Genomic DNA, 17,546 nt, shown 5'->3' with positions numbered 1-17,546 from the left:
GTGAACCGGGAAGGCCCTTGACCTGTCAAGACTCTGTGCAACACTTGTGTCCACGTGTGCTCATATGAGCGCGGCACTCGGTGACGGTGACGGGGAGGCTTCGGTGGACTCGAGTACGGTCGGGCCGGCACAGCTCGTGCTGACCGCTTCGGTCGCGCGTCGGTACTACGTCGACGGCCGGTCCAAGGTGGAGATCGCGGACGAGTTCCGGCTGAGCCGGTTCAAGGTCGCGCGGCTGCTCGACCAGGCGCGCAGCAGCGGGATCGTGCGGATCGAGATCAGCCATCCGGGGGCGATCGATCTCGACCTGTCCGCGCGGCTGCAGGAGTCGCTCGGCCTGCGGCGCGCGATCGTCGTCGACACTCCCGAGGTGGACGAGACCGCACTGCGGACCCAGCTGGGGAAGGCGGCCGCGGACCTGTTGTCCGAGATCGTCACGGCCGAGGATGTGCTCGGGCTCGCGTGGGCTCGGGCGGTGACGGCGATGACCGAGCAGTTGACGACGCTGGCTCCGGTGCCGGTCGTTCAGCTCACCGGTGCGTTGACCCGGCCGGACGTCGAGGCGAACTCGGTGGAGCTCGTCCGCCACACGGCTCGGCTGTCGGGCGGACCGGCGTACCTTTTCTATGCGCCTCTCGTCGTACCGGACGCGGCCACCGCGCGGGCACTGCGTCAGCAGCCGGAGGTGGCCGAGGCGATCAGCCACTTCGACTCGGTGTCGAAGGCCGTGGTCGGGCTCGGGTCATGGGCGTCCGGGCAGTCCACGTTGTACGACGCGATGGATGCGAAGGCCTGTGATCAGTTGGAGCGGCGAGGGGTGGTCGCGGATATCTCCGGGGTGTTCGTGGACGCGGACGGTGCGCCGGTGCAGAGCCGGGTGACCGATCGGGTGATCGCGATCAACGCCGAGCAGATGGACACGATCGACGAGGTGATCGCGATCCCGTACGGTCTGGCGAAGGTCGACGCGGTCCGCGCCGCCGTCCGCAGCGGCCTGGTCAACGCGATCGTTACGCACGCACCCCTGGCGAAGGCCCTGCTCAACGAGTCACACTGACCGGCGATGCCCTCTTCAGAGGTCGAGACCTTACTGCTCGGCGGTACTGCGAACCGTGGGTTGGTTGTGCGGGTCGGCGATACCGTCCGCAGGCCGTTGCGTGCCAGTAGTGCGGCGACGCATGCGCTGCTGGAGCATCTGGAGCGGGTCGGGTTCGACGGTGCGCCGACGTTGCTGGGGATCGACTCGCAGGGGCGCGAAGTGTTGTCGTATCTGCCCGGCGAGACCGTCAGACCGCCGTACCCGGCCTGGTCGATGACCGATGCTGCGCTCGTCAGCGTTGCTCGACTCCTGCGCTCGTACCACGAAGCGGTCGCCGACTTCCGGCCCGTCGGGCTCGAATGGGCCGAGCCGGTGCCATCGGCGTACGTCACCGGCCTGATCAGCCACAACGACCCGAACCTCGACAACGTCGTCTTCCGGGACGGCGTCGCAGTCGCCCTGATCGACTTCGACCTGGCCGCTCCCGGTTCGGCGCTGTGGGACGTCGCCACCGCCGTCCGCCTCTGGGCGCCGTTGCGTCCCGACGCCGACATCGCCGACGTACGCCGAGGTCGCAGCCTGACCCGTCTCCGCCACTTCGCCGACGCCTACGACCTGACCGAACCCGACCGCCACCGCCTCATCGACGCCGCCGCCCACAACCACATCTGGTGCATGGACTACGTCCGCCGAGGAGCCGAAACCGGCCACCCCTGGTTCCACCAACGCTGGACCACCGGAGAATCAGCCCTCACCGACCGCACCAACCAATGGTTCAACGACGAGGCGCAGGCGCTCCGCCGGGCTTTGCTGCCATGAGCTGCTGTTCAGCCTCGGCGACGCCGTCGTAATAGGCGTCCTCCAGCTTCCGGACGAAGTGCGGTAGGAACACAGCCGGCCCGGCGACCCAGGCTACTCCGGCACCAGACGGCAGCAGTGACACCAGCAGGTTGGCGGCGGTCAGCCCGACCAGCACCCTCCAGCCGTTCCGAAAGATCCACGGCCCGCCCCGAGCGACCAGACCCCGCCTGGTCACAGCCCCCGCGGCGATCAATGCTGCACTCAGCACCACGATCGCCAGCAAACACCCGACGCCCCACCCGCTGACGTCGGCGAACTGGCCGTTCCGGCGAACGATCATCACTCCCTGTACGCCGAGAACACCCACCACCAGGGCATAGGCGGCCGTGCCTGCGATGGTCAGTTTGCGTAGCACGGCAGCTCCCCCGGGACGGTGTACACCCGATATCGCCGGGATGTCCCTGGATGTTACCTAGAGGCGGGGGCCGAGGGGGTCTTCTTCTGGGGGTGTGGGGGTTCGGCGGGTGGTGTTGGTGAGGGAGCGTTCGGGGAGCCAGATGATGAAGGTGCTGCCGGTGCCGAGTTCGGAGTGGAGTACGACGATGCCGCCGTGGGACTCGGCGATTTGGCGGACGATGGCCAGGCCCAGGCCGGCCCGGCGTTGGCCGGTGGACAGGACGGTGGTGGGGGGCTGGAGTTCGCCGGCGCGGTAGAAGCGGTCGAAGACGCGGTCGGCGTCGTCGGCCGCGATGCCTGGGCCTTCGTCGCGGACGGCGATCCAGGCCCAGCCGTTGCGGCTGCCGACGGCGAGGACCAGTTCGCTGCCGCCGCGGGCCAGCCGGACCGCGTTCGAGAGCAGGTTGTCGACCGCGCGCCGCAGCGCCGACGCGTCGCCGGCGGCGATCGGTCCGCGGGAGAGTCGTCGTACCAGCCGGATCTCGCGATCGGCCGCCAGCAGTTCGTACTCCTCGGCCGCCTCGCCCGCGATCACCGCAAGGTCCACATCCGCGTCCACGAACGCGGGCGACGACCGCCGCGCCGACGCGAGCAGGTCCTCGACCAGTCGCGTCATCCGCTGGCTCGCCCGCGTCACGATCGCGGTCGCCTGGGCCCGGTCCTCCGGTGACGTGTCGTCGTGCGCGAGTACGGCGTCGACGTTCGCCTGGATCACCGCGAGCGGATTGCGCAGCTCGTGGGACGCGTCGTCGACCAGTTGCCGCTGCGCCACGAACGCGGACTCGAGCCGCCCGAGCATGTCGTCGACGGTGTCGGCCAAGGTCTTGAGCTCATCCCGCGGGCCGGTCAATGCGATCCGGCGGGACAGGTCGGTTGCCGAGATCTCCTGAGCTGTCGTCGTGATCCGTCGTACCGGCCGAAGCGCTCGGCCCGACAACCACCAGCCGGTCCCGAGGCTGAGCAGGAACAGACCGCCGATCCCGATGGCCGAGTAGTTCCGGAGGCTCTGCAGGGTCTGGTAGTTCACCGCGGACTGCAGGCCGGAGATCTCCGCGGCCTGGATCACCTGTCCTTGCTTAAGGTGCAGATCTCCATTCGAGTCCTTGTAGTACTTCTGGACCTCGATCGGATTCAGCGGCTTCGGATGGAGCACCTGCGTGAGGGCGAGGTAAACCCCGCCCAGCAGCAGCGCCGAGAGCGCGATCAGCACCGCGGAGTACGTCAAGGTCAGGCGGAACCGGATCGTCTGGGTCCAGGACGGTCGCTTCACGTGTCACCTCGAAGTCGGTAGCCCCGGCCGATCACCGTCTCCAGGACAGGCTCTTCGCCGTCCTGGGTGAGCTTGCGGCGCAGCGTACCAACGGTCACTCGGACGCTCTGGGTGAACGGATCCGCGTTCTCGTCCCAGACGTGCTCCAGCAGTTCCTCGGCCGAGACGACGTGTCCAGGACGCGACATCAGATACCGCAGTACGCCGAACTCCTTCAACGTCAGCGGGAGCTCGCGGCCGGCGCGCAATGCGAGATGGCGGGACGAGTCGAGGACCAGGTCGCCGACGTGCAGTTGCGTCGTACCGTTGGTGACGTCGCGGCGGAGCAACGCGCGGATCCGGGCCAGCAGTTCGACCAGCGCGAACGGCTTGGTCAGATAGTCGTCCGCACCCTCGTCGAGCCCGCGGACCCGATCGGCCAACGAGGCGCGGGCGGTCAGCATCAGCACCCGCAGCTCGCGGCCGGACGCCACCTCGATCTCGCCCCGGCGGACCGCGCGGCACAGGTCCAGCCCGTTCGTGTCCGGCAGGGTGATGTCCAGGATCGCCAGGTCGTACGCCGTGGTCGCCAGCTTCTCCATCGCCTCGGCCCCGGTCGTCGCCGCATCGACGGCATACCCGGCCCGGCCGAGTCCGGAGCGCAGCGCACTGACCAGGCCTTCCTCGTCCTCCACCACCAGTAGTCGCACGCAACCAAGGTAGCGGGATCAACCAGCCGCGCCGCCCCGCTCTTTCGGCGGACTTTCGCTCTCCTTTCCAGCCGTTTTCTACTCCTTTTGATCAGCTGAGGAGCAATCGATCCAAGGAGATGTCATGAACGTGAAGCGGTTGGTCTTCGGTACGGCGGTTGCCGTGGCGGCCCTCGGAGCCGGCGGGGTCGCGTATGCCGCGTCCAACGACCCGGCACCGGACCAGGGCTACGTCACCGTCGAGAACGACGCAAACACGCCCTCGCCGGCACCGTGGACCGACTGCCCGGAGAAGAACGGATCGGGGCAGAGCCAGTCCACTCAGCCGTCGCAGCCGTCCCAGCCCACCCAGCCGACGCAGCCGACGCAGCCGACGCAGCCCTCGCAGTCCGCGCCCAACCCGGCTGGGAACGCATGACCGGCGGCAGCCTCGAGCACGCGCTGTTCGAAGTCAAGAAGGTCGTCGTCGGCCAGGACCACCTGGTCGAACGGATGCTGGTCGGATTGCTTGCCCGAGGCCACTGTCTGCTGGAAGGTGTTCCCGGTGTCGCGAAGACGCTGGCCGTTCGCACCTTGGCGGAGGTGATCGGCGGCCGGTTCGCCCGCCTGCAGTTCACTCCCGATCTGGTGCCCGGCGACATCATGGGTACGCGGATCTGGCGGCCGTCCACCGAGGGTTTCGACACCGAGCTCGGCCCGATCTTCGCGAACCTGGTCCTCGCGGACGAGATCAACCGCGCGCCGGCCAAGGTGCAGTCAGCGTTGCTGGAGGCAATGGCCGAGAACCAGGTCAGCATCGGCGGCAAGAGCTACCAACTGCCCGAGCCGTTCCTGGTCCTCGCGACGCAGAACCCGATCGAGTCCGACGGCGTCTACGCGCTGCCCGAGGCACAGCGGGATCGATTCCTGCTGAAGATCACGGTCGACTACCCAACACCCTTGGAAGAACTGACGATCCTGCACCGGATGAGCTCACATCGGCCACACGCGAACGCCGTACTCAGTGCCGAGCAGGTCGTTCAGTTGCAGGAGGCAACGGATGACGTGTTCGTCCACAATGCTGTGGCGGAGTACGTCGTACGTCTGGTGCATGCGACCCGGGAGCCACGGCAGTACGGGATCGACGATCTGAGCGGCGTACTGGAGTTCGGCGCGAGCCCGCGGGCCACGCTCGGTCTGGTCGCGGCGGGACGCGCGCTCGCGTTGCTGCGTGGGCGCGACTACGTGTTGCCGGCCGATGTGTACGACGTCGCCCTCGACGTGATGTCGCACCGGCTCGTCCTGACTTTCGACGCGTTGGCGGACGGGGTTGACCCGCGGTCCGTGATCGCGCGGATCCTGCACACGATCGAACAACCGCACGTCGTTCCTGCCGATGATGCCCAGGGGTCGGCAGCATGACCGTGCCGTCGGCACAGGCAGGTCCTGATCTGCTGGCCGGCCGCGAGCGGGCCTTGCGGGCGCTCGAGTTGTCGGTCAAGCGCAAGCTGGAAGGGTTCCTGCACGGCGAGATCACCGGCCTGCGCAGCGGTCCCGGCAGCGAGCCCAACGAGGCACGGCCGTACCAGGCGGGCCAGGACGACGTACGGCGGATGGACTGGAACGTCACCGCGCGATCGCTCGAACCGCATGTCCGTTCGCCACTGGCCGAGCGGGAGTTGGAGACGTGGGCGCTGCTCGATGCGTCCGCGAGCATGGACTTCGGTACCGCGCTCAGTGAGAAGCGCGATCTCGCCATCGCCGTGGTCGGGGCGATCGGTTTGCTGGCCGACCGTCCCGGCAACCGGCTCGGCGTTCGGGTTGCGCTCGGCAACGAGTTGCGGCGGTTGCCGTCGGCGGGTGGTGCGGCGCAACTGCGACGTTCGCTGCGGACGTTGCTGTCGTTGCCGAGGGCAACACCTGGGGCGTATCCGCGCACCGATCTCGGCGCGGCGATCACCCGGCTGAACCGCGAGCATCCGCGGCCGGGGCTGCGGGTGGTCGTGTCGGACTTCCATGAGGACGGCTGGGCGAATCCGCTGCGCCGGTTGGCCGCCAGGCACGAGGTGATCGCGGTCGAGGTGCTCGATCCGCGGGAACTCGAACTACCCGAGGTCGGCCTGCTCACGCTGGTGGATCCCGAGACGGGCCGGCGGCGCGAGGTGCAGACCGCGAGCCGCAAGCTACGGCGCCGGTACGCCGAGGCGATGACCGCGCATCGTGAACAGACCACCCAGGCGATCCGGGCCGCCGGTGCCGCGCAGCTTGTCCTGCGTACCGACACCGATTGGGTCCGTGACGTCGCCGCCTTCGCCACCGCCCGCCGCCGGGCCGGTACCCGGCGGCACCCGATCGGGAGGACCGGTATCCGATGAGCACTGATCAGATGAGGTTGGGATCAGATGAGGTTTGAGCAACCGCTGTGGCTCTGGCTGCTGGTGCTGGTCGCCGTACTGGTCGCGGCGTACCTGATCGCCCAGCGGCGGCGGAGCAAGTACGCCGTACGGTTCGCGACGCTGCCGATGCTGGAGAAGGTCGCGCCGCTACGCCCTGGCTGGCGCCGGCACGCGCCGGCCGCGGCTTTCCTGGCTGCCCTGACCGTGTTGACGATCGCGATCGCTCGGCCGGTGGCGGATGTGCGAGTGCCGCGTGAGCGTGCGACCGTGCTGGTCGCTCTCGATGTGTCGCAGTCGATGGCCGCGACCGACGTGGCGCCGAACCGGTTCGAGGTCGCGAAGCAGGCGGCCACGGAGTTCGTCCGGGACCTGCCGGCGAAGTTCAACGTCGGGCTGGTCTCGTTCGCGCGGACCGCGACCGTGGTCGCCGCGCCGAGCACCAATCATCAAGCGACCGTCGATGCGATCAACGGGCTGGAACTGAACGACAGCACCGCGATCGGCGACGCCGTCCTGACCAGCCTGCAGGCGATACGGACGATCGATCCGGACGACCCGCCGCCGAGCCGGATCGTGCTGCTCTCCGACGGTGGAAACACCTCCGGGCGGTCGATCGACGAGGCAGCGCAGGCGGCGTCGTCGGCTGGGGTGCCGGTGTCGACGATCGCGTACGGAACGCCGGAGGGGACGGTGGATCTCGATGGCCGGACCATCCCGGTGCCTGCGGATGGTCAGGCGCTGCAGGGTCTGGCCGATGCAACCAAAGGCACCTATTACGCGGCCGAGAGCGACGACCAACTCCGCGACGTGTACTCCGATCTCCAGTCCTCGATCGGCTGGACGACCGAACCCCGCGAGATCACCAATCTCGTCGCCGGAATCGCGCTGGCCGCAGCCCTGCTGGCAGCCCTTGCGTCTCTCCTCTGGTTCTCCCGCCTCCCGTAACCAGGAGCCCTCATGCCTCCACACCTAGGCAACCCGTTCCGCGGCCCGGACTACGTCCCCGGCCCCTCCCCGGCGGCGGGACCGCCGGTCACCGGTCCCGCCGCCCCTCCACCCCCGCTCTCCGTCACCCCGGCCCCCGCCGCGGTACCCCCCTCTCCGCCGGCGACACCTCAACCCGGGGTGACGGACCCAACCTCCCCGACCCGACGACGATTCGGGTTGCTGATTGGAACGCTTGCTCTGTCGTTCGTGGCTGGTGGAGTTGCAGGTGCGGTGACCGGCAGAAGCAGTTCTGATCAAGCGTTGGTTCAGGCCGCGGCTCCTCCGGCGGCGGCCCAGGGATCTATTTCGGCTGCGGCGGCGAGCGTTTTGCCGGGGGTGGTGTCGGTGCGGGCCGGGCAGGCGACCGGGTCAGGGTTCGCGGTGGATCAGCAGGGGCATGTGGTTACCAACGCGCATGTCGTGGAAGGAGCGAGTGATGTATCCCTGGTCCTGTCGAACGGACGTACCGTCGACGCGGATGTCGTGGGCTCCGACGAGAACAACGACCTCGCCGTACTCCAGGTCTCGACAGCCGATGCCGAGGGGCTGCGTGCGCTCACGCTCGGCCGGTCCGCACAGTTGCGCGTCGGCGACCCGGTCCTGGCCGTCGGCTCACCACTCGGGCTGGAAGGAACGGTAACCGCGGGCATCGTCAGCGCCGTCGCCCGGCAGGCACGGTTCGGCGACAACGGCGCCCGGCAGTCCGCGATCCAGACCGACGCGGCCATCAACCCCGGCAACTCCGGCGGACCGTTGGTGAACGCCGCCGGTCAGGTCGTCGGCGTCAACACCGCGATCGCCACCCTCGGCACCTCCCGTTCCGGCAACATCGGAATAGGTTTCGCGATCCCGGTCGACCGAATGACCACCATCGTGAAGAACTTGCTGGACTGACCGCCGTTGTGAAGAAACGTGTGGGACTGAGGGGCCCTACAGTTGGTGGATGGTGTATTTCGGTGTGTTTCTGGGGCTGATCGGGCTCCTGACGCTGGTGTTCCGCGATGCCGACATCGCCGGGATGCCGGCGGTAGCGGTCGGCGCCGTGCTGCTCGTGCTGGGCGTGGCGCTGGGAGTCTTCGGTGTCGTCCGACGACGCCGAATCCGCCGGCGCAAGATCTCCCGCGGCGAACCGGTGCCGGTCGGAGACGTCTTCGAGCGAGCCCGAGCCCTGCCGGCCCTGCTCCGGGAGGTCCGCCAAGGCACGTACGCCGGCCTGCCGAAGAACCGCCCGTTCATCTGGGTGCTCGCGCTGGTCTACCTGATCTCACCGATCGACATCCTGCCCGACGTACTCCCGTTGATCGGCATCACCGACGACGCCGGGGTCGCCGTCTGGCTCCTCACCAGCGTGTCCACGGCGACCGGCCTCTACCTCAATCGCCAGCGGGAGGCCCGGAAGCTCGAGTGAGCCACTCGGCGATGTCCGCGGCCGCCTCCTCGGGATGCTCGTAGGCGAACCGCTGCAAGGGATCGCCAGGCGGCCCGGGCTCGGTCAACTGGTTGGCAGCGGCAACGAGTTGCTGCGCGGCCGCCAACACCCGCGCCGCCTGCGCCAACGCCTCGGCAGGATCGTCCAGGACGACGGCCGATCGAGCGAGGTCCGCGACCTCACACGCCTGATACGCCATCGCGACCTGAGCCGGATTCATCCGAACGCCCGCACGAAGAAGACCGCCGTCATCGCCACCGCGGTGCTGAGCACCAGCACCCGAAGGACGCGCGCAGGCAGCCGCCGCACCAAATGCGCACCCGCGTAACCACCGAACACCGCCCCCGCCAGCAACGCCACCAGCTGCACGGGCTGGGCGAGAACGTCCGCGGCGAAGACGAAGATGACGCCCGCGGTCAGATAGACAGCGGCCACCTGGATCACCCGCAGCGGATTCCCCCGCGCCGGATCCAACGACGTCGTCGCGGTCCAGAAGGCCAGCATCATCAGCCCGACCGCCCCACCGAAATACCCGCCGTAGATCGACAACACGAACTGCCCGGCGAGAATCCCTACCGGCCCAGGCGTCCCCAGCCGCAACGCCCGCGTCAACCGCCGCCCGAAGGCGAGTACGACGGTCGCGAACGCGAGCAACCACGGCACGGCCGCATCAAACGATGCCGACGGCAACAACAAGAGCAACGCCGCACCGATCGCGCCACCGAACACGCTTGCCACCGTCACCGCCGGGATCGTCGGCCGGTCGAGCCCCTCGATCTCGCGCCGATAGACCCACGCGCTCGTCGCGTTCCCCGGCAGCAGCGCGACGGTGGTCGTCGCGTTCGCGGTGACCGGCGGCATCCCAGCCGCGCCAGCGCGGACAGCGCCACGAAACTCCCGCCACCGCCGACGGCGTTCAGGGCGCCGGCGGCGACACCGGCCAGAAGGATCAGTAGCACCCTTTGAGGATCAGGGCTGCGCCGGGAGGTCCACAATGCGCGATCCCCGTACCCAGCCTAAGTTGGAGACGTAGGCTGAAACCATGCGGTACGACCTCGACGACCTCAGGCTCTTCACGTACGTCGCGGCCGAGGGCTCGATCACCGGCGGCGCGCGTGTGATGCACCTCAGTCTGCCTTCGGCCAGCGCGCGGGTCAGAGCTCTCGAAGCGCAGGCCGGCGTCCCCCTGCTCATCCGCGAGCGCCGGGGCGTCCGGCTCACCCCCGCAGGCGCCACCCTCGCAAGGCACGCCCGTGAGGTCCTCGCCGAGACCACCAGGCTGGACAGCGCGGTCGCGTCGTACGCCGTCTCGCACACGGCCCCGATCCGCCTGGTCGCCGGCGGTTCCGCGATGCATCAGCTCGTCCCGGTCGCGCTCGCCACGTTCCTGCGCGACCACCCCGAGTACGACGTGAACGTCCACGAACGCCGGACCGTCCGCAGCGTCCGCCTGCTCGCCGCGGGAGAGGCCGACCTCGGTGTCATCCTCGACGACGAGCCGACCACCCTGCGGACCGAACCCCTCGCCGACGACTCCCTCGTCGTGATCGGCCAGGCCGACGGCATCCTCGCCGGCCGCACCTCGATCTCGTACGCCGAAGTCGCCGAACATCCCCTGGTCGGCCTGGACCGCAAGTCGCCGCTCACGCAGTGGATGGACGAGCGGCTCGGCCCGCACGCCCCGGCTCCCCGCTACCGAACCGTCGTACCGACCCTGCACACGCTCATCACGCTCGCCACCGCTGGCGCCGGTCTGGCGATCGTTCCGCGCCGAGCCGTCGACGCCAACGCGGCGGTCGAGATCTGCCCACTCCAGGACGCATGGTCCACCCGCGCGCACCTACTCTGTTACGCCGCCAACGCCCCCGAGCCTGCGCACCTGCTCGCAACCCATCTGCACGCGGCGGCAGGGCACTAACGTCGGCTCTCGATGCCGTTGAGCAGGTAGCCGAGGCCGAGGTCGAACGATTCGGCGGCCGTCCGGTGCGGGCCGTCGCGCACCAACTCCTCCATCGCGGCGTAGCGACCGGTTTCGAACATCCGGAGCAGGTAGGGCACGCTCGCGTGCTGCCACTGCCGCTCGTCGAGGCCGCTCTCGCGTTCGGCCCGGCGCTCGGCGATCTCCTTGCGAACAGCGCCGAGTACGTAGGCGCTCACCGCCTCGAGAGCACCTGACGTCGTGTCGAGATCGAGACCGGTGGCCCGGAGCGCGGCCAGGGTCGCCTCGTTGTGGGCGATGGTCGCCGGACCGAAATGGGGTCGACCGCCGAGCAGGTCGGCGAACCATTCGTGCCGTAAGGCGACCTCGCGGGTCCCGGTCGCAAGGGAACGCAGCACCTCGGCCCAGGTCGACCCGGTCGGCGTGGGGATCTCGCCGTACACGGCGTCGACCATGAGGGTGAGGAGCTCGTCCTTGGTGTCGACGTACCGGTAGAGGCGCATCGGGCCGGCGTCGAGCGCGCCGGCGACCTTGCGCAGTGAGACCGCGTCCAGGCCGTCGGAGTCGGCCAGGTCGAGCGCGGCCCGGACGATGCGCTCGCGGCTGAGCGGGCTCGGCGCACGCCGTTCGGACGGCTCGGGTCGCTCCCAGATCAAGGGCCTGTCGGTCACACCGGGCACGATACACCGCCTCATGCGATACAGTGTCTCTATCAGTACACTGTATCGATAGGAGTGACCCATGATCGCGATCATCGGCGCCGGCCCCGGCGGCCTCACCCTCGCCCGGATCCTGCACCTCCATGGCATCGACGCCGTTGTATACGAACGCGACGCCGGCCCGCACGTCCGCAGCCAGGGCAGCATGCTCGACCTGCACCCGGAGACCGGCCAGGCGGCCCTTCGTGCGGCCGGCCTCGAGGCGGAGTTCCTCGAGTTCGCCCGCCGCGAAGGTCAGGACCTGCAGATGCTCGACCACACCGGCACGGTGCTGATGCGGCACGACACCCCGGACGACGCCCCGATGGAGCGACCGGAGATCGACCGCACCGACCTGCGCAACATCCTGCTGCGGTCACTGCCGGCCGACACGGTCCGCTGGGGGCAGATCTTCACCCATGCGGAGGGACAGGTCTTGCATTTTGCCGACGGCAGTACGGCGACCTGTGAGCTGCTCGTCGGGGCCGACGGCGCCAACTCCCGGGTGCGCCCGCTGCTGACCGATATCCAGCCGGAGTACACCGGCAAAGTCGCGATTATGGGGACGATCCACGACGCGGATCGCACCCAGCCCGAGCTTGCGGCGATGGTTGGTCGCGGCAACTACTGGGTCTTCGGGCCGGACCGCCTACTGAGCGCGCAACGCAACGGCAATGGCACGATCAAGGTCGCCGTTTCGATGCACGCAGCGCCCGACCTCAAGCCGGCCGACGTCGCCGAACTGTCGGACGAGTGGGCTCCACAGTTCCATCGTCTGCTCGCTGCGTGGGGTGAGCCGTTCGCCGCGGTTCCGGCGTACGTCCTGCCGGTCGATATGACCTGGCCACGCCGATCGGGTGTGACTCTGCTCGGCGACGCCGCTCACCTGATGCCATCGGTGGGAGAGGGTGCCAACTCGGCCATGCTGGACGCTGCCGAGCTGGGACAGGCCATCGCTGCGCATCCGGATGACCTGGACGCCGCGCTCGAGGCGTACGAGCCGGCCATGCAGGCTCGCGCCACCAAGACCGCCGAGATGTCGGCCATGGTCGCGGACCTGATGTTCGGACCGGATGCCGCGCAGAAAGTCCTGCGGTTCTTCGGGGCGGTCGACTAGCGTTCGGGTATGAGTGAGGCTGTTCCGCTGCAGGCGTTCGGTGCGTTGCTGCACAGTCAGAACCTCGGCATGGTGTGCCGGGCGTTGAACATGTATCAGGTGGCTGCGTCGTACACGCAGGTGAGTGGTGGGAACCCGCTCGAGCCGATGGCCGGTGAGGTACGGGCGGTCGCGCGCGAGATCTTGTCGCGGCCGCCGGTCGAGGGTGATCCCGAGATCCCGGCCGGGTTCGACCACGTGAGTGCGCTCAACGCTCTGACCACCGTTGCGCAGCCGGAGGACGCCGAACTCATCGCGCGGATCCGCGCGACCACGACCGACGCACGGATCCAGGCGGTCGCGAAGCTCGCGTCCGCCGCCGTCTCTCATTCCGCCGCACCGACCGAGGAGCCGCATGCCCGCCCTGACAGTGACTGAGGCCCGGGACCGCGCGGCCGCCCTGACGGTTCGCTCGGCCGACGTTGCGTTCGATCTGACCCACGGCGATACGACTTTCGGCGTGGTCAGCACGTTGCGGTTCGCGAGCACAGCCGAGGCGAGCTGGGTGGACGTGAAGCCCGAGCGGCTGATCGGGGTCGAGCTGAACGGGAAGCCGCTCGACGTGAATCAACTCGACGACGGCCGGTTCCCGTTGTCCGGACTGCAGCCGGAGAACGAACTGATCGTGACCGCCGAGATGACGTACTCAGCGGACGGCGAAGGGATGCAGCGATCCGTCGACGCCGCGGACGGCCGCGTGTACACGTACGGCATGTCGTCGCTGGAGTCCGCGCCGCGGTACTTCCCGTGTTTCGACCAGCCTGACCTCAAGACGCCGTACCGGATGACGGTGAAGTGTCCCGAGGACTGGGTGGTGATGGGCAACGGCGCCGCCACGCGAACCGCGGCGGGGGAGTGGACGCTCGCGGAGACCAAGCCGCTCTCGACGTACTTCGTCACCGTCGTGGCCGGCCCGTATCACCAGATTCATAGCGAGTACGACGGGATCCCGCTCGGACTCGCCTGCCGGCAGTCGCTCAAGGAGCACCTGGAGCGGGACGCCGAGGACATCTTCCGGACCACGCGGGAGGCGTTCGCCGCGTACCACGGGATGTTCCGGCAGCGGTACCCGTTCGGCGAGTACTGGCAGGCGTTCGTCCCGGACTTCAACCTCGGCGCGATGGAGAACCCGGGCTGCGTGACGTTCGCGGATCACCTGGTCCACCGCGGTCAGGCGACCGAGGCGGAGCTGGGTCTGCGCGCCCGGGTGATCGTGCACGAGATGGCGCACATGTGGTTCGGTGATCTGGTCACGATGCAGTGGTGGAACGACATGTGGCTGAACGAGTCGTTCGCCGAATACATGGCGCACCGGGTGACCGAGGAGGCGACCAGCTACGACGGCAGCTGGACCGACTTCGCCTTTGTGCGCAAGTGGTGGGGGATGCAGACGGATCAGAGCAGTTCGACGCATCCGGTCGCGCCGGACAGCCTGAAGGATGCGCGCGAATCGCTTGACGACTTCGACGGGATCTCGTACGCCAAGGGTGCGGCCGTGCTCAAGCAGCTGGCGACGTACCTCGGTGACGACGTGTTCCTGAAGGGTGTCAACGCGCACCTGGAGGCGCACGAGTACGGCAACGCCAACCTGCGCGAGTTCATCGGGAAGCTCACCGAGGCGGGTGCGCACGATCTCGACCACTGGTCCGGGCAATGGTTGCGGACCTCGGGCCTGGACACGATCACGGTCGAGCGCACGTCGACCGGAGCCGTCCTGCATCGCACCAGCCCGGACGATTCCCGACGCCTGCACAAGCTGAGCGTCGGCGGGTACGACGAATCCGGCGCCCCAACTCTTCTCGATGTGGTGGTGGATCGGGATTCCGTAGAGGTTGCTCTAGGCAATGAACTGGTGGCGATCGTTCCTGATGCCAATGACGACACCTGGGCGAAGGTTCGGCTCGACGCGACGACCCTGGACAACCTGCCGGCGGTGTTGCCGAAGATCGCTAGCAGCACGACCCGCGCGGTGATCTGGAACGCGATCCGCGACGCGACGATGAGCGCCGAGCTCGACCCCCGGCGGGCGTTCGACCTGTTCCTCGCCACCATCCAGTCCGAGGACAGCGACACCGCCGTCGCGTCGCTGCTCAAGTGGCTCGAGGTGCGGGTCCTCGGCGTCTACCTTCCGTACGACGAGACCCGCGGCGCGGTCGCCGACGCGCTCGAGAACAAGGTCGCCGCCGCCGAGCCCGGTAGCAGCCTGCAGTTGACCACAGCCCGCGGCTACATCGCGACCACCGACGACGCCGCCCTTCTGAACTCCTGGCTCGCGGGCGTCAACCTTCCGCCCGGCTTGACGGTCGACGCCGACCTTCGCTGGGCGCTGGTGCTGCGGCTGGTCCGGCTGGACGCATTCGGCGCGGCCGAGATCGACGCCGAACTCGCCCGCGACACCTCCACCGAGGGCGTCAATCACGCCGCCCGATGCCGGGCCGCGCTGCCGTCCGGCAAGGAGGCCGCGTGGACGCGGATCATGACGGACCCGGCGATCGGTGTGAAGGAACTGCTCGCCGCCGCCGAGGGGTTCTGGCATCCCGGTCAGGCCGAGGCCACCGCGCCGTACGTCCGTCGCTTCTTCACCGACATCCCGCACACGGGTGAGATCCGCGCCGGCATGGTGCTCGGGCTGACGGTGCAGCGGATCGCGCCGCGGTACGCGATCGACCCGGACCTGATTACCCCGGCCGAGGCCCTGATCGCCGACGAGACCGTCGTTCCAAGCATCCGCCGGCAGACCGCCAACTTCCTCGACGACCTCCGCAGAGCAGTGGAGGTACGCCGGATCAGCGGGTAGCCTGGTTACGCAGAGTGTCGCCCCGAGCCTGAGGAGTCACCGAATGCGTCTGATCAGGCTGCTTCTCGTGCTCGGATTCCTCACCGCGGTCGCTCCACCGGCGGTCGCGGTGGATTCTGTTGCGGCCGTCCGGGCGCGGTTGGAGACGATCGCGGGGTTGCGGATCGAGAGTGCGCAGCTGATCAATGGCAAGCCGTTCTTCGTGCTCTGGTTCCGGCAGCCTGTGGATCAGCATCAGCCGGGCGGTCCCCAGTTCGAGCAGCGGATCACCTTGTGGCACAAGGGATTCGACCATCCGACCATCCTGCACACGACCGGGTACGGCGGTGTCGCGGGACCGTTCACGGCCGAGCCGACGCAGCTCGTCGACGGCAACCAACTGGACGTCGAGGAGCGCTTCTTCGGGAAGTCGATTCCAGCCGGCAAGGACTGGTCGAAGCTCGACATCTGGCAGGCCGCGACAGACCACCACCGGATCGTCGAAGCATTCAAGGCCCTGTACGACGCCAAGTGGGTGTCGACCGGTGCGAGTAAGGGTGGGATGGCGTCGGTCTATCACCGGCGTTTCTACCCGGCCGACGTGGACGCGACCGTCGCGTACGTTGCTCCGGACGATGTGGTCAACGAGCAGGATTCGTACGTCGACTTCATCCAGCACGCCGGCACGGACCCTGCCTGCAACGAGGCCCTGAGGACCGTGCAGCGGAATGCGCTGTATCGCCGCGCGACGCTGCTACCGATGCTGGTCGAGCTCGGCCTGAAGTACGACCAGAGCTACGGATCGGCCGATCGGGCCTTCGAGGCAGCGGTGCTGGATACGCCGTTCAAGTTCTGGCAGTACCACAGTCAGCTGAGCTGCCTCCTGGTCCCAGGCCGGACCGCGTCCGACCAGCAACTGTTCGGCTTCATCGACCAGGTGGCCGACTGGTCGTCGTACTCCGACACCGGCGTTGCGCCGTACCTGGCGTACTACTACCAGGCTGCGGCACAGCTCAACTGGCCAGACGTCGCCACTGGTACGACGTGGCTCAAAGGACTGCTGCACTACCGCGAAGCCGGCGCCGCGCCCGCGTCGGTCCCGGCGGCGATCGAGCCGAAGCACGACGCGAAGGCCATGGCGGATGTCGATCACTGGGTGAAGACGTCTGCTACCCGGATGCTTTTCGTGTACGGCGAGAACGATCCGTGGAGTGCGGAGGAGTTCGCCCCGGGCCCGGGGACGCGCGACTCGCGGTGGTACACGGTCCCGGCGGGGAATCACAACGCCGACATCGCCGGTCTGCCGGTCGCAATGCGGACCGAGGCCACGAAGCTGCTGCGGGGTTGGGTCAGCGCACCGTGAGGTGTTCGGCCATGGCCTTACGGGCTTGATGGATGCGGGCCTTCACTGTGCCGAGCGGGACATCGAGCTCGTCCGCGATCTCAGCGTACGTGAGTGCTCCCAGGTCGCGGAGGACCAGCGGCTGGACGAGCTGGGGATGGCTGGACTCCAGCGCCTCGAGGGCCTCGAGCAGGTCGAGGCGGGAGCCCGCGATCACCGACGTCGTACGCGGGTCGACGGATTCCGGCAGGACCTCGGCGGACTGCTCGACCGAGCGCCGCTTCAGCGATCGGTAGGTCTGCCGGGCCTGGTTGGTGGCCACGATCGTGACCCAGCCGGCGAAGCTGCCGCTGCCCCGGAAGGTGTGGATCTTGTTGGCCACCTGCAGCAGCGTGTCCTGGACGGCCTCCTCGGCGTCCTCGCGGTGCGGCAGGAACTTGGCCACCCGGCGCTGCACCTGCGGACGGATCGCCTGCAGGATCTGCGGCATCACGGACTGGTCTCCCGACGCTGCCTGTGACGCCAGCTGCTCGAGATCCTCGTCCATGTCTCCCCGGGTCGTTGCGTTGATCGGCTTGCCCGTGACCGA

Annotated in this window: 20 protein-coding genes; 13 read left to right on the top strand and 7 right to left on the bottom strand. The window is 68.5% G+C overall.

Annotated elements, in window-relative coordinates:
* The first annotated feature begins 103 nt into the window (after window positions 1–103).
* Together ACWF4Z_RS33880 and ACWF4Z_RS33875 are read left to right on the top strand one after the other, a co-directional pair.
* Window positions 104–1,057, top strand: coding sequence for a sugar-binding transcriptional regulator (locus ACWF4Z_RS33880; RefSeq protein ID WP_452247282.1), 954 nt, complete (start codon window positions 104–106; stop codon window positions 1,055–1,057).
* A gap of 6 nt (window positions 1,058–1,063) precedes the next feature.
* The gene (locus ACWF4Z_RS33875; protein WP_452247281.1) at window positions 1,064–1,858 is read left to right on the top strand and encodes a phosphotransferase; all 795 of its coding nucleotides are present in this window, start codon (window positions 1,064–1,066) and stop codon (window positions 1,856–1,858) included.
* On the opposite strand, the gene ACWF4Z_RS33870 is transcribed toward ACWF4Z_RS33875, so the two are convergent.
* Genes ACWF4Z_RS33870 through ACWF4Z_RS33860 form a run of 3 tightly spaced genes read right to left on the bottom strand, consistent with a single transcriptional unit; the run spans window position 1,815 to window position 4,255 of the window.
* On the bottom strand, window positions 1,815–2,255 hold the full coding sequence (locus ACWF4Z_RS33870; protein WP_452247280.1) for a hypothetical protein: 441 nt from the start codon (window positions 2,253–2,255) through the stop codon (window positions 1,815–1,817). The two genes, ACWF4Z_RS33875 and ACWF4Z_RS33870, sit on opposite strands and share 44 nt — an antisense overlap.
* A 57-nt stretch (window positions 2,256–2,312) precedes the next feature.
* Window positions 2,313–3,566, bottom strand: coding sequence for a sensor histidine kinase (locus ACWF4Z_RS33865; protein WP_452247279.1), 1,254 nt, complete (start codon window positions 3,564–3,566; stop codon window positions 2,313–2,315).
* Entirely contained in the window at window positions 3,563–4,255 is a 693-nt protein-coding gene (locus ACWF4Z_RS33860) for a response regulator transcription factor (RefSeq protein WP_452247278.1), read from the bottom strand. The genes ACWF4Z_RS33865 and ACWF4Z_RS33860 overlap by 4 nt, the downstream gene beginning before the upstream one ends.
* Before the next feature lie 124 nt (window positions 4,256–4,379).
* On the opposite strand from ACWF4Z_RS33860, the gene ACWF4Z_RS33855 reads away from it, so the two are divergent.
* Genes ACWF4Z_RS33855 through ACWF4Z_RS33830 form a run of 6 tightly spaced genes read left to right on the top strand, consistent with a single transcriptional unit; the run spans window position 4,380 to window position 9,025 of the window.
* Window positions 4,380–4,673, top strand: a complete 294-nt coding sequence (locus ACWF4Z_RS33855; protein WP_452247277.1) for a hypothetical protein — start codon at window positions 4,380–4,382, stop codon at window positions 4,671–4,673.
* The gene (locus ACWF4Z_RS33850) at window positions 4,670–5,656 is read left to right on the top strand and encodes an AAA family ATPase (RefSeq protein WP_452247276.1); all 987 of its coding nucleotides are present in this window, start codon (window positions 4,670–4,672) and stop codon (window positions 5,654–5,656) included. The genes ACWF4Z_RS33855 and ACWF4Z_RS33850 overlap by 4 nt, the downstream gene beginning before the upstream one ends.
* Window positions 5,653–6,609 carry a DUF58 domain-containing protein gene (locus ACWF4Z_RS33845; protein ID WP_452247275.1) on the top strand — a complete coding sequence of 319 codons (957 nt, stop codon included), beginning with the start codon at window positions 5,653–5,655 and terminating at the stop codon, window positions 6,607–6,609. The genes ACWF4Z_RS33850 and ACWF4Z_RS33845 overlap by 4 nt, the downstream gene beginning before the upstream one ends.
* Window positions 6,610–6,636: 27 nt before the next feature.
* The gene (locus ACWF4Z_RS33840) at window positions 6,637–7,575 is read left to right on the top strand and encodes a VWA domain-containing protein (protein WP_452247274.1); all 939 of its coding nucleotides are present in this window, start codon (window positions 6,637–6,639) and stop codon (window positions 7,573–7,575) included.
* A gap of 12 nt (window positions 7,576–7,587) precedes the next feature.
* Window positions 7,588–8,511 carry a S1C family serine protease gene (locus tag ACWF4Z_RS33835; protein ID WP_452247273.1) on the top strand — a complete coding sequence of 308 codons (924 nt, stop codon included), beginning with the start codon at window positions 7,588–7,590 and terminating at the stop codon, window positions 8,509–8,511.
* A 49-nt stretch (window positions 8,512–8,560) separates the two neighbouring features.
* Entirely contained in the window at window positions 8,561–9,025 is a 465-nt protein-coding gene (locus ACWF4Z_RS33830) for a YkvA family protein (protein ID WP_452247272.1), read from the top strand.
* Here the strand turns inward: ACWF4Z_RS33830 and ACWF4Z_RS33825 are convergent.
* Together ACWF4Z_RS33825 and ACWF4Z_RS33820 are read right to left on the bottom strand one after the other, a co-directional pair.
* On the bottom strand, window positions 8,991–9,266 hold the full coding sequence (locus ACWF4Z_RS33825; RefSeq protein WP_452247271.1) for a hypothetical protein: 276 nt from the start codon (window positions 9,264–9,266) through the stop codon (window positions 8,991–8,993). The genes ACWF4Z_RS33830 and ACWF4Z_RS33825 overlap by 35 nt on opposite strands.
* Complete coding sequence (locus ACWF4Z_RS33820) at window positions 9,263–9,907, bottom strand: sulfite exporter TauE/SafE family protein (RefSeq protein ID WP_452247270.1); 645 nt, start codon at window positions 9,905–9,907, stop codon at window positions 9,263–9,265. The genes ACWF4Z_RS33825 and ACWF4Z_RS33820 overlap by 4 nt, the downstream gene beginning before the upstream one ends.
* Before the next feature lie 181 nt (window positions 9,908–10,088).
* On the opposite strand from ACWF4Z_RS33820, the gene ACWF4Z_RS33815 reads away from it, so the two are divergent.
* On the top strand, window positions 10,089–10,964 hold the full coding sequence (locus ACWF4Z_RS33815; RefSeq protein ID WP_452247269.1) for a LysR family transcriptional regulator: 876 nt from the start codon (window positions 10,089–10,091) through the stop codon (window positions 10,962–10,964).
* Here the strand turns inward: ACWF4Z_RS33815 and ACWF4Z_RS33810 are convergent.
* Window positions 10,961–11,656 (bottom strand): TetR/AcrR family transcriptional regulator C-terminal domain-containing protein, encoded by a 696-nt coding sequence (locus tag ACWF4Z_RS33810; RefSeq protein ID WP_452247268.1) that lies wholly within the window; start codon window positions 11,654–11,656, stop codon window positions 10,961–10,963. The two genes, ACWF4Z_RS33815 and ACWF4Z_RS33810, sit on opposite strands and share 4 nt — an antisense overlap.
* Before the next feature lie 70 nt (window positions 11,657–11,726).
* Between ACWF4Z_RS33810 and ACWF4Z_RS33805 the strand changes: the two genes are divergently transcribed.
* The 4 genes from ACWF4Z_RS33805 to ACWF4Z_RS33790 are packed head-to-tail and all read left to right on the top strand — an operon-like array spanning window position 11,727 to window position 16,978.
* Window positions 11,727–12,800, top strand: coding sequence for an FAD-dependent oxidoreductase (locus ACWF4Z_RS33805; protein WP_452247267.1), 1,074 nt, complete (start codon window positions 11,727–11,729; stop codon window positions 12,798–12,800).
* A 9-nt stretch (window positions 12,801–12,809) separates the two neighbouring features.
* On the top strand, window positions 12,810–13,217 hold the full coding sequence (locus ACWF4Z_RS33800) for a hypothetical protein (RefSeq protein WP_452247266.1): 408 nt from the start codon (window positions 12,810–12,812) through the stop codon (window positions 13,215–13,217).
* Window positions 13,195–15,636, top strand: coding sequence for an aminopeptidase N (gene pepN / locus ACWF4Z_RS33795; protein ID WP_452247265.1), 2,442 nt, complete (start codon window positions 13,195–13,197; stop codon window positions 15,634–15,636). The genes ACWF4Z_RS33800 and pepN overlap by 23 nt, the downstream gene beginning before the upstream one ends.
* 43 nt (window positions 15,637–15,679) lie before the next feature.
* The gene (locus ACWF4Z_RS33790) at window positions 15,680–16,978 is read left to right on the top strand and encodes a S28 family serine protease (protein WP_452247264.1); all 1,299 of its coding nucleotides are present in this window, start codon (window positions 15,680–15,682) and stop codon (window positions 16,976–16,978) included.
* Here the strand turns inward: ACWF4Z_RS33790 and ACWF4Z_RS33785 are convergent.
* On the bottom strand, window positions 16,965–17,504 hold the full coding sequence (locus ACWF4Z_RS33785; protein WP_452247263.1) for an RNA polymerase sigma factor: 540 nt from the start codon (window positions 17,502–17,504) through the stop codon (window positions 16,965–16,967). The genes ACWF4Z_RS33790 and ACWF4Z_RS33785 overlap by 14 nt on opposite strands.
* Window positions 17,505–17,546: the final 42 nt, after the last annotated feature.

The sequence above is a fragment of the Kribbella sp. NPDC055071 genome (assembly GCF_053608045.1).
This window is presented reverse-complemented; position numbering and strand designations above follow the sequence as displayed.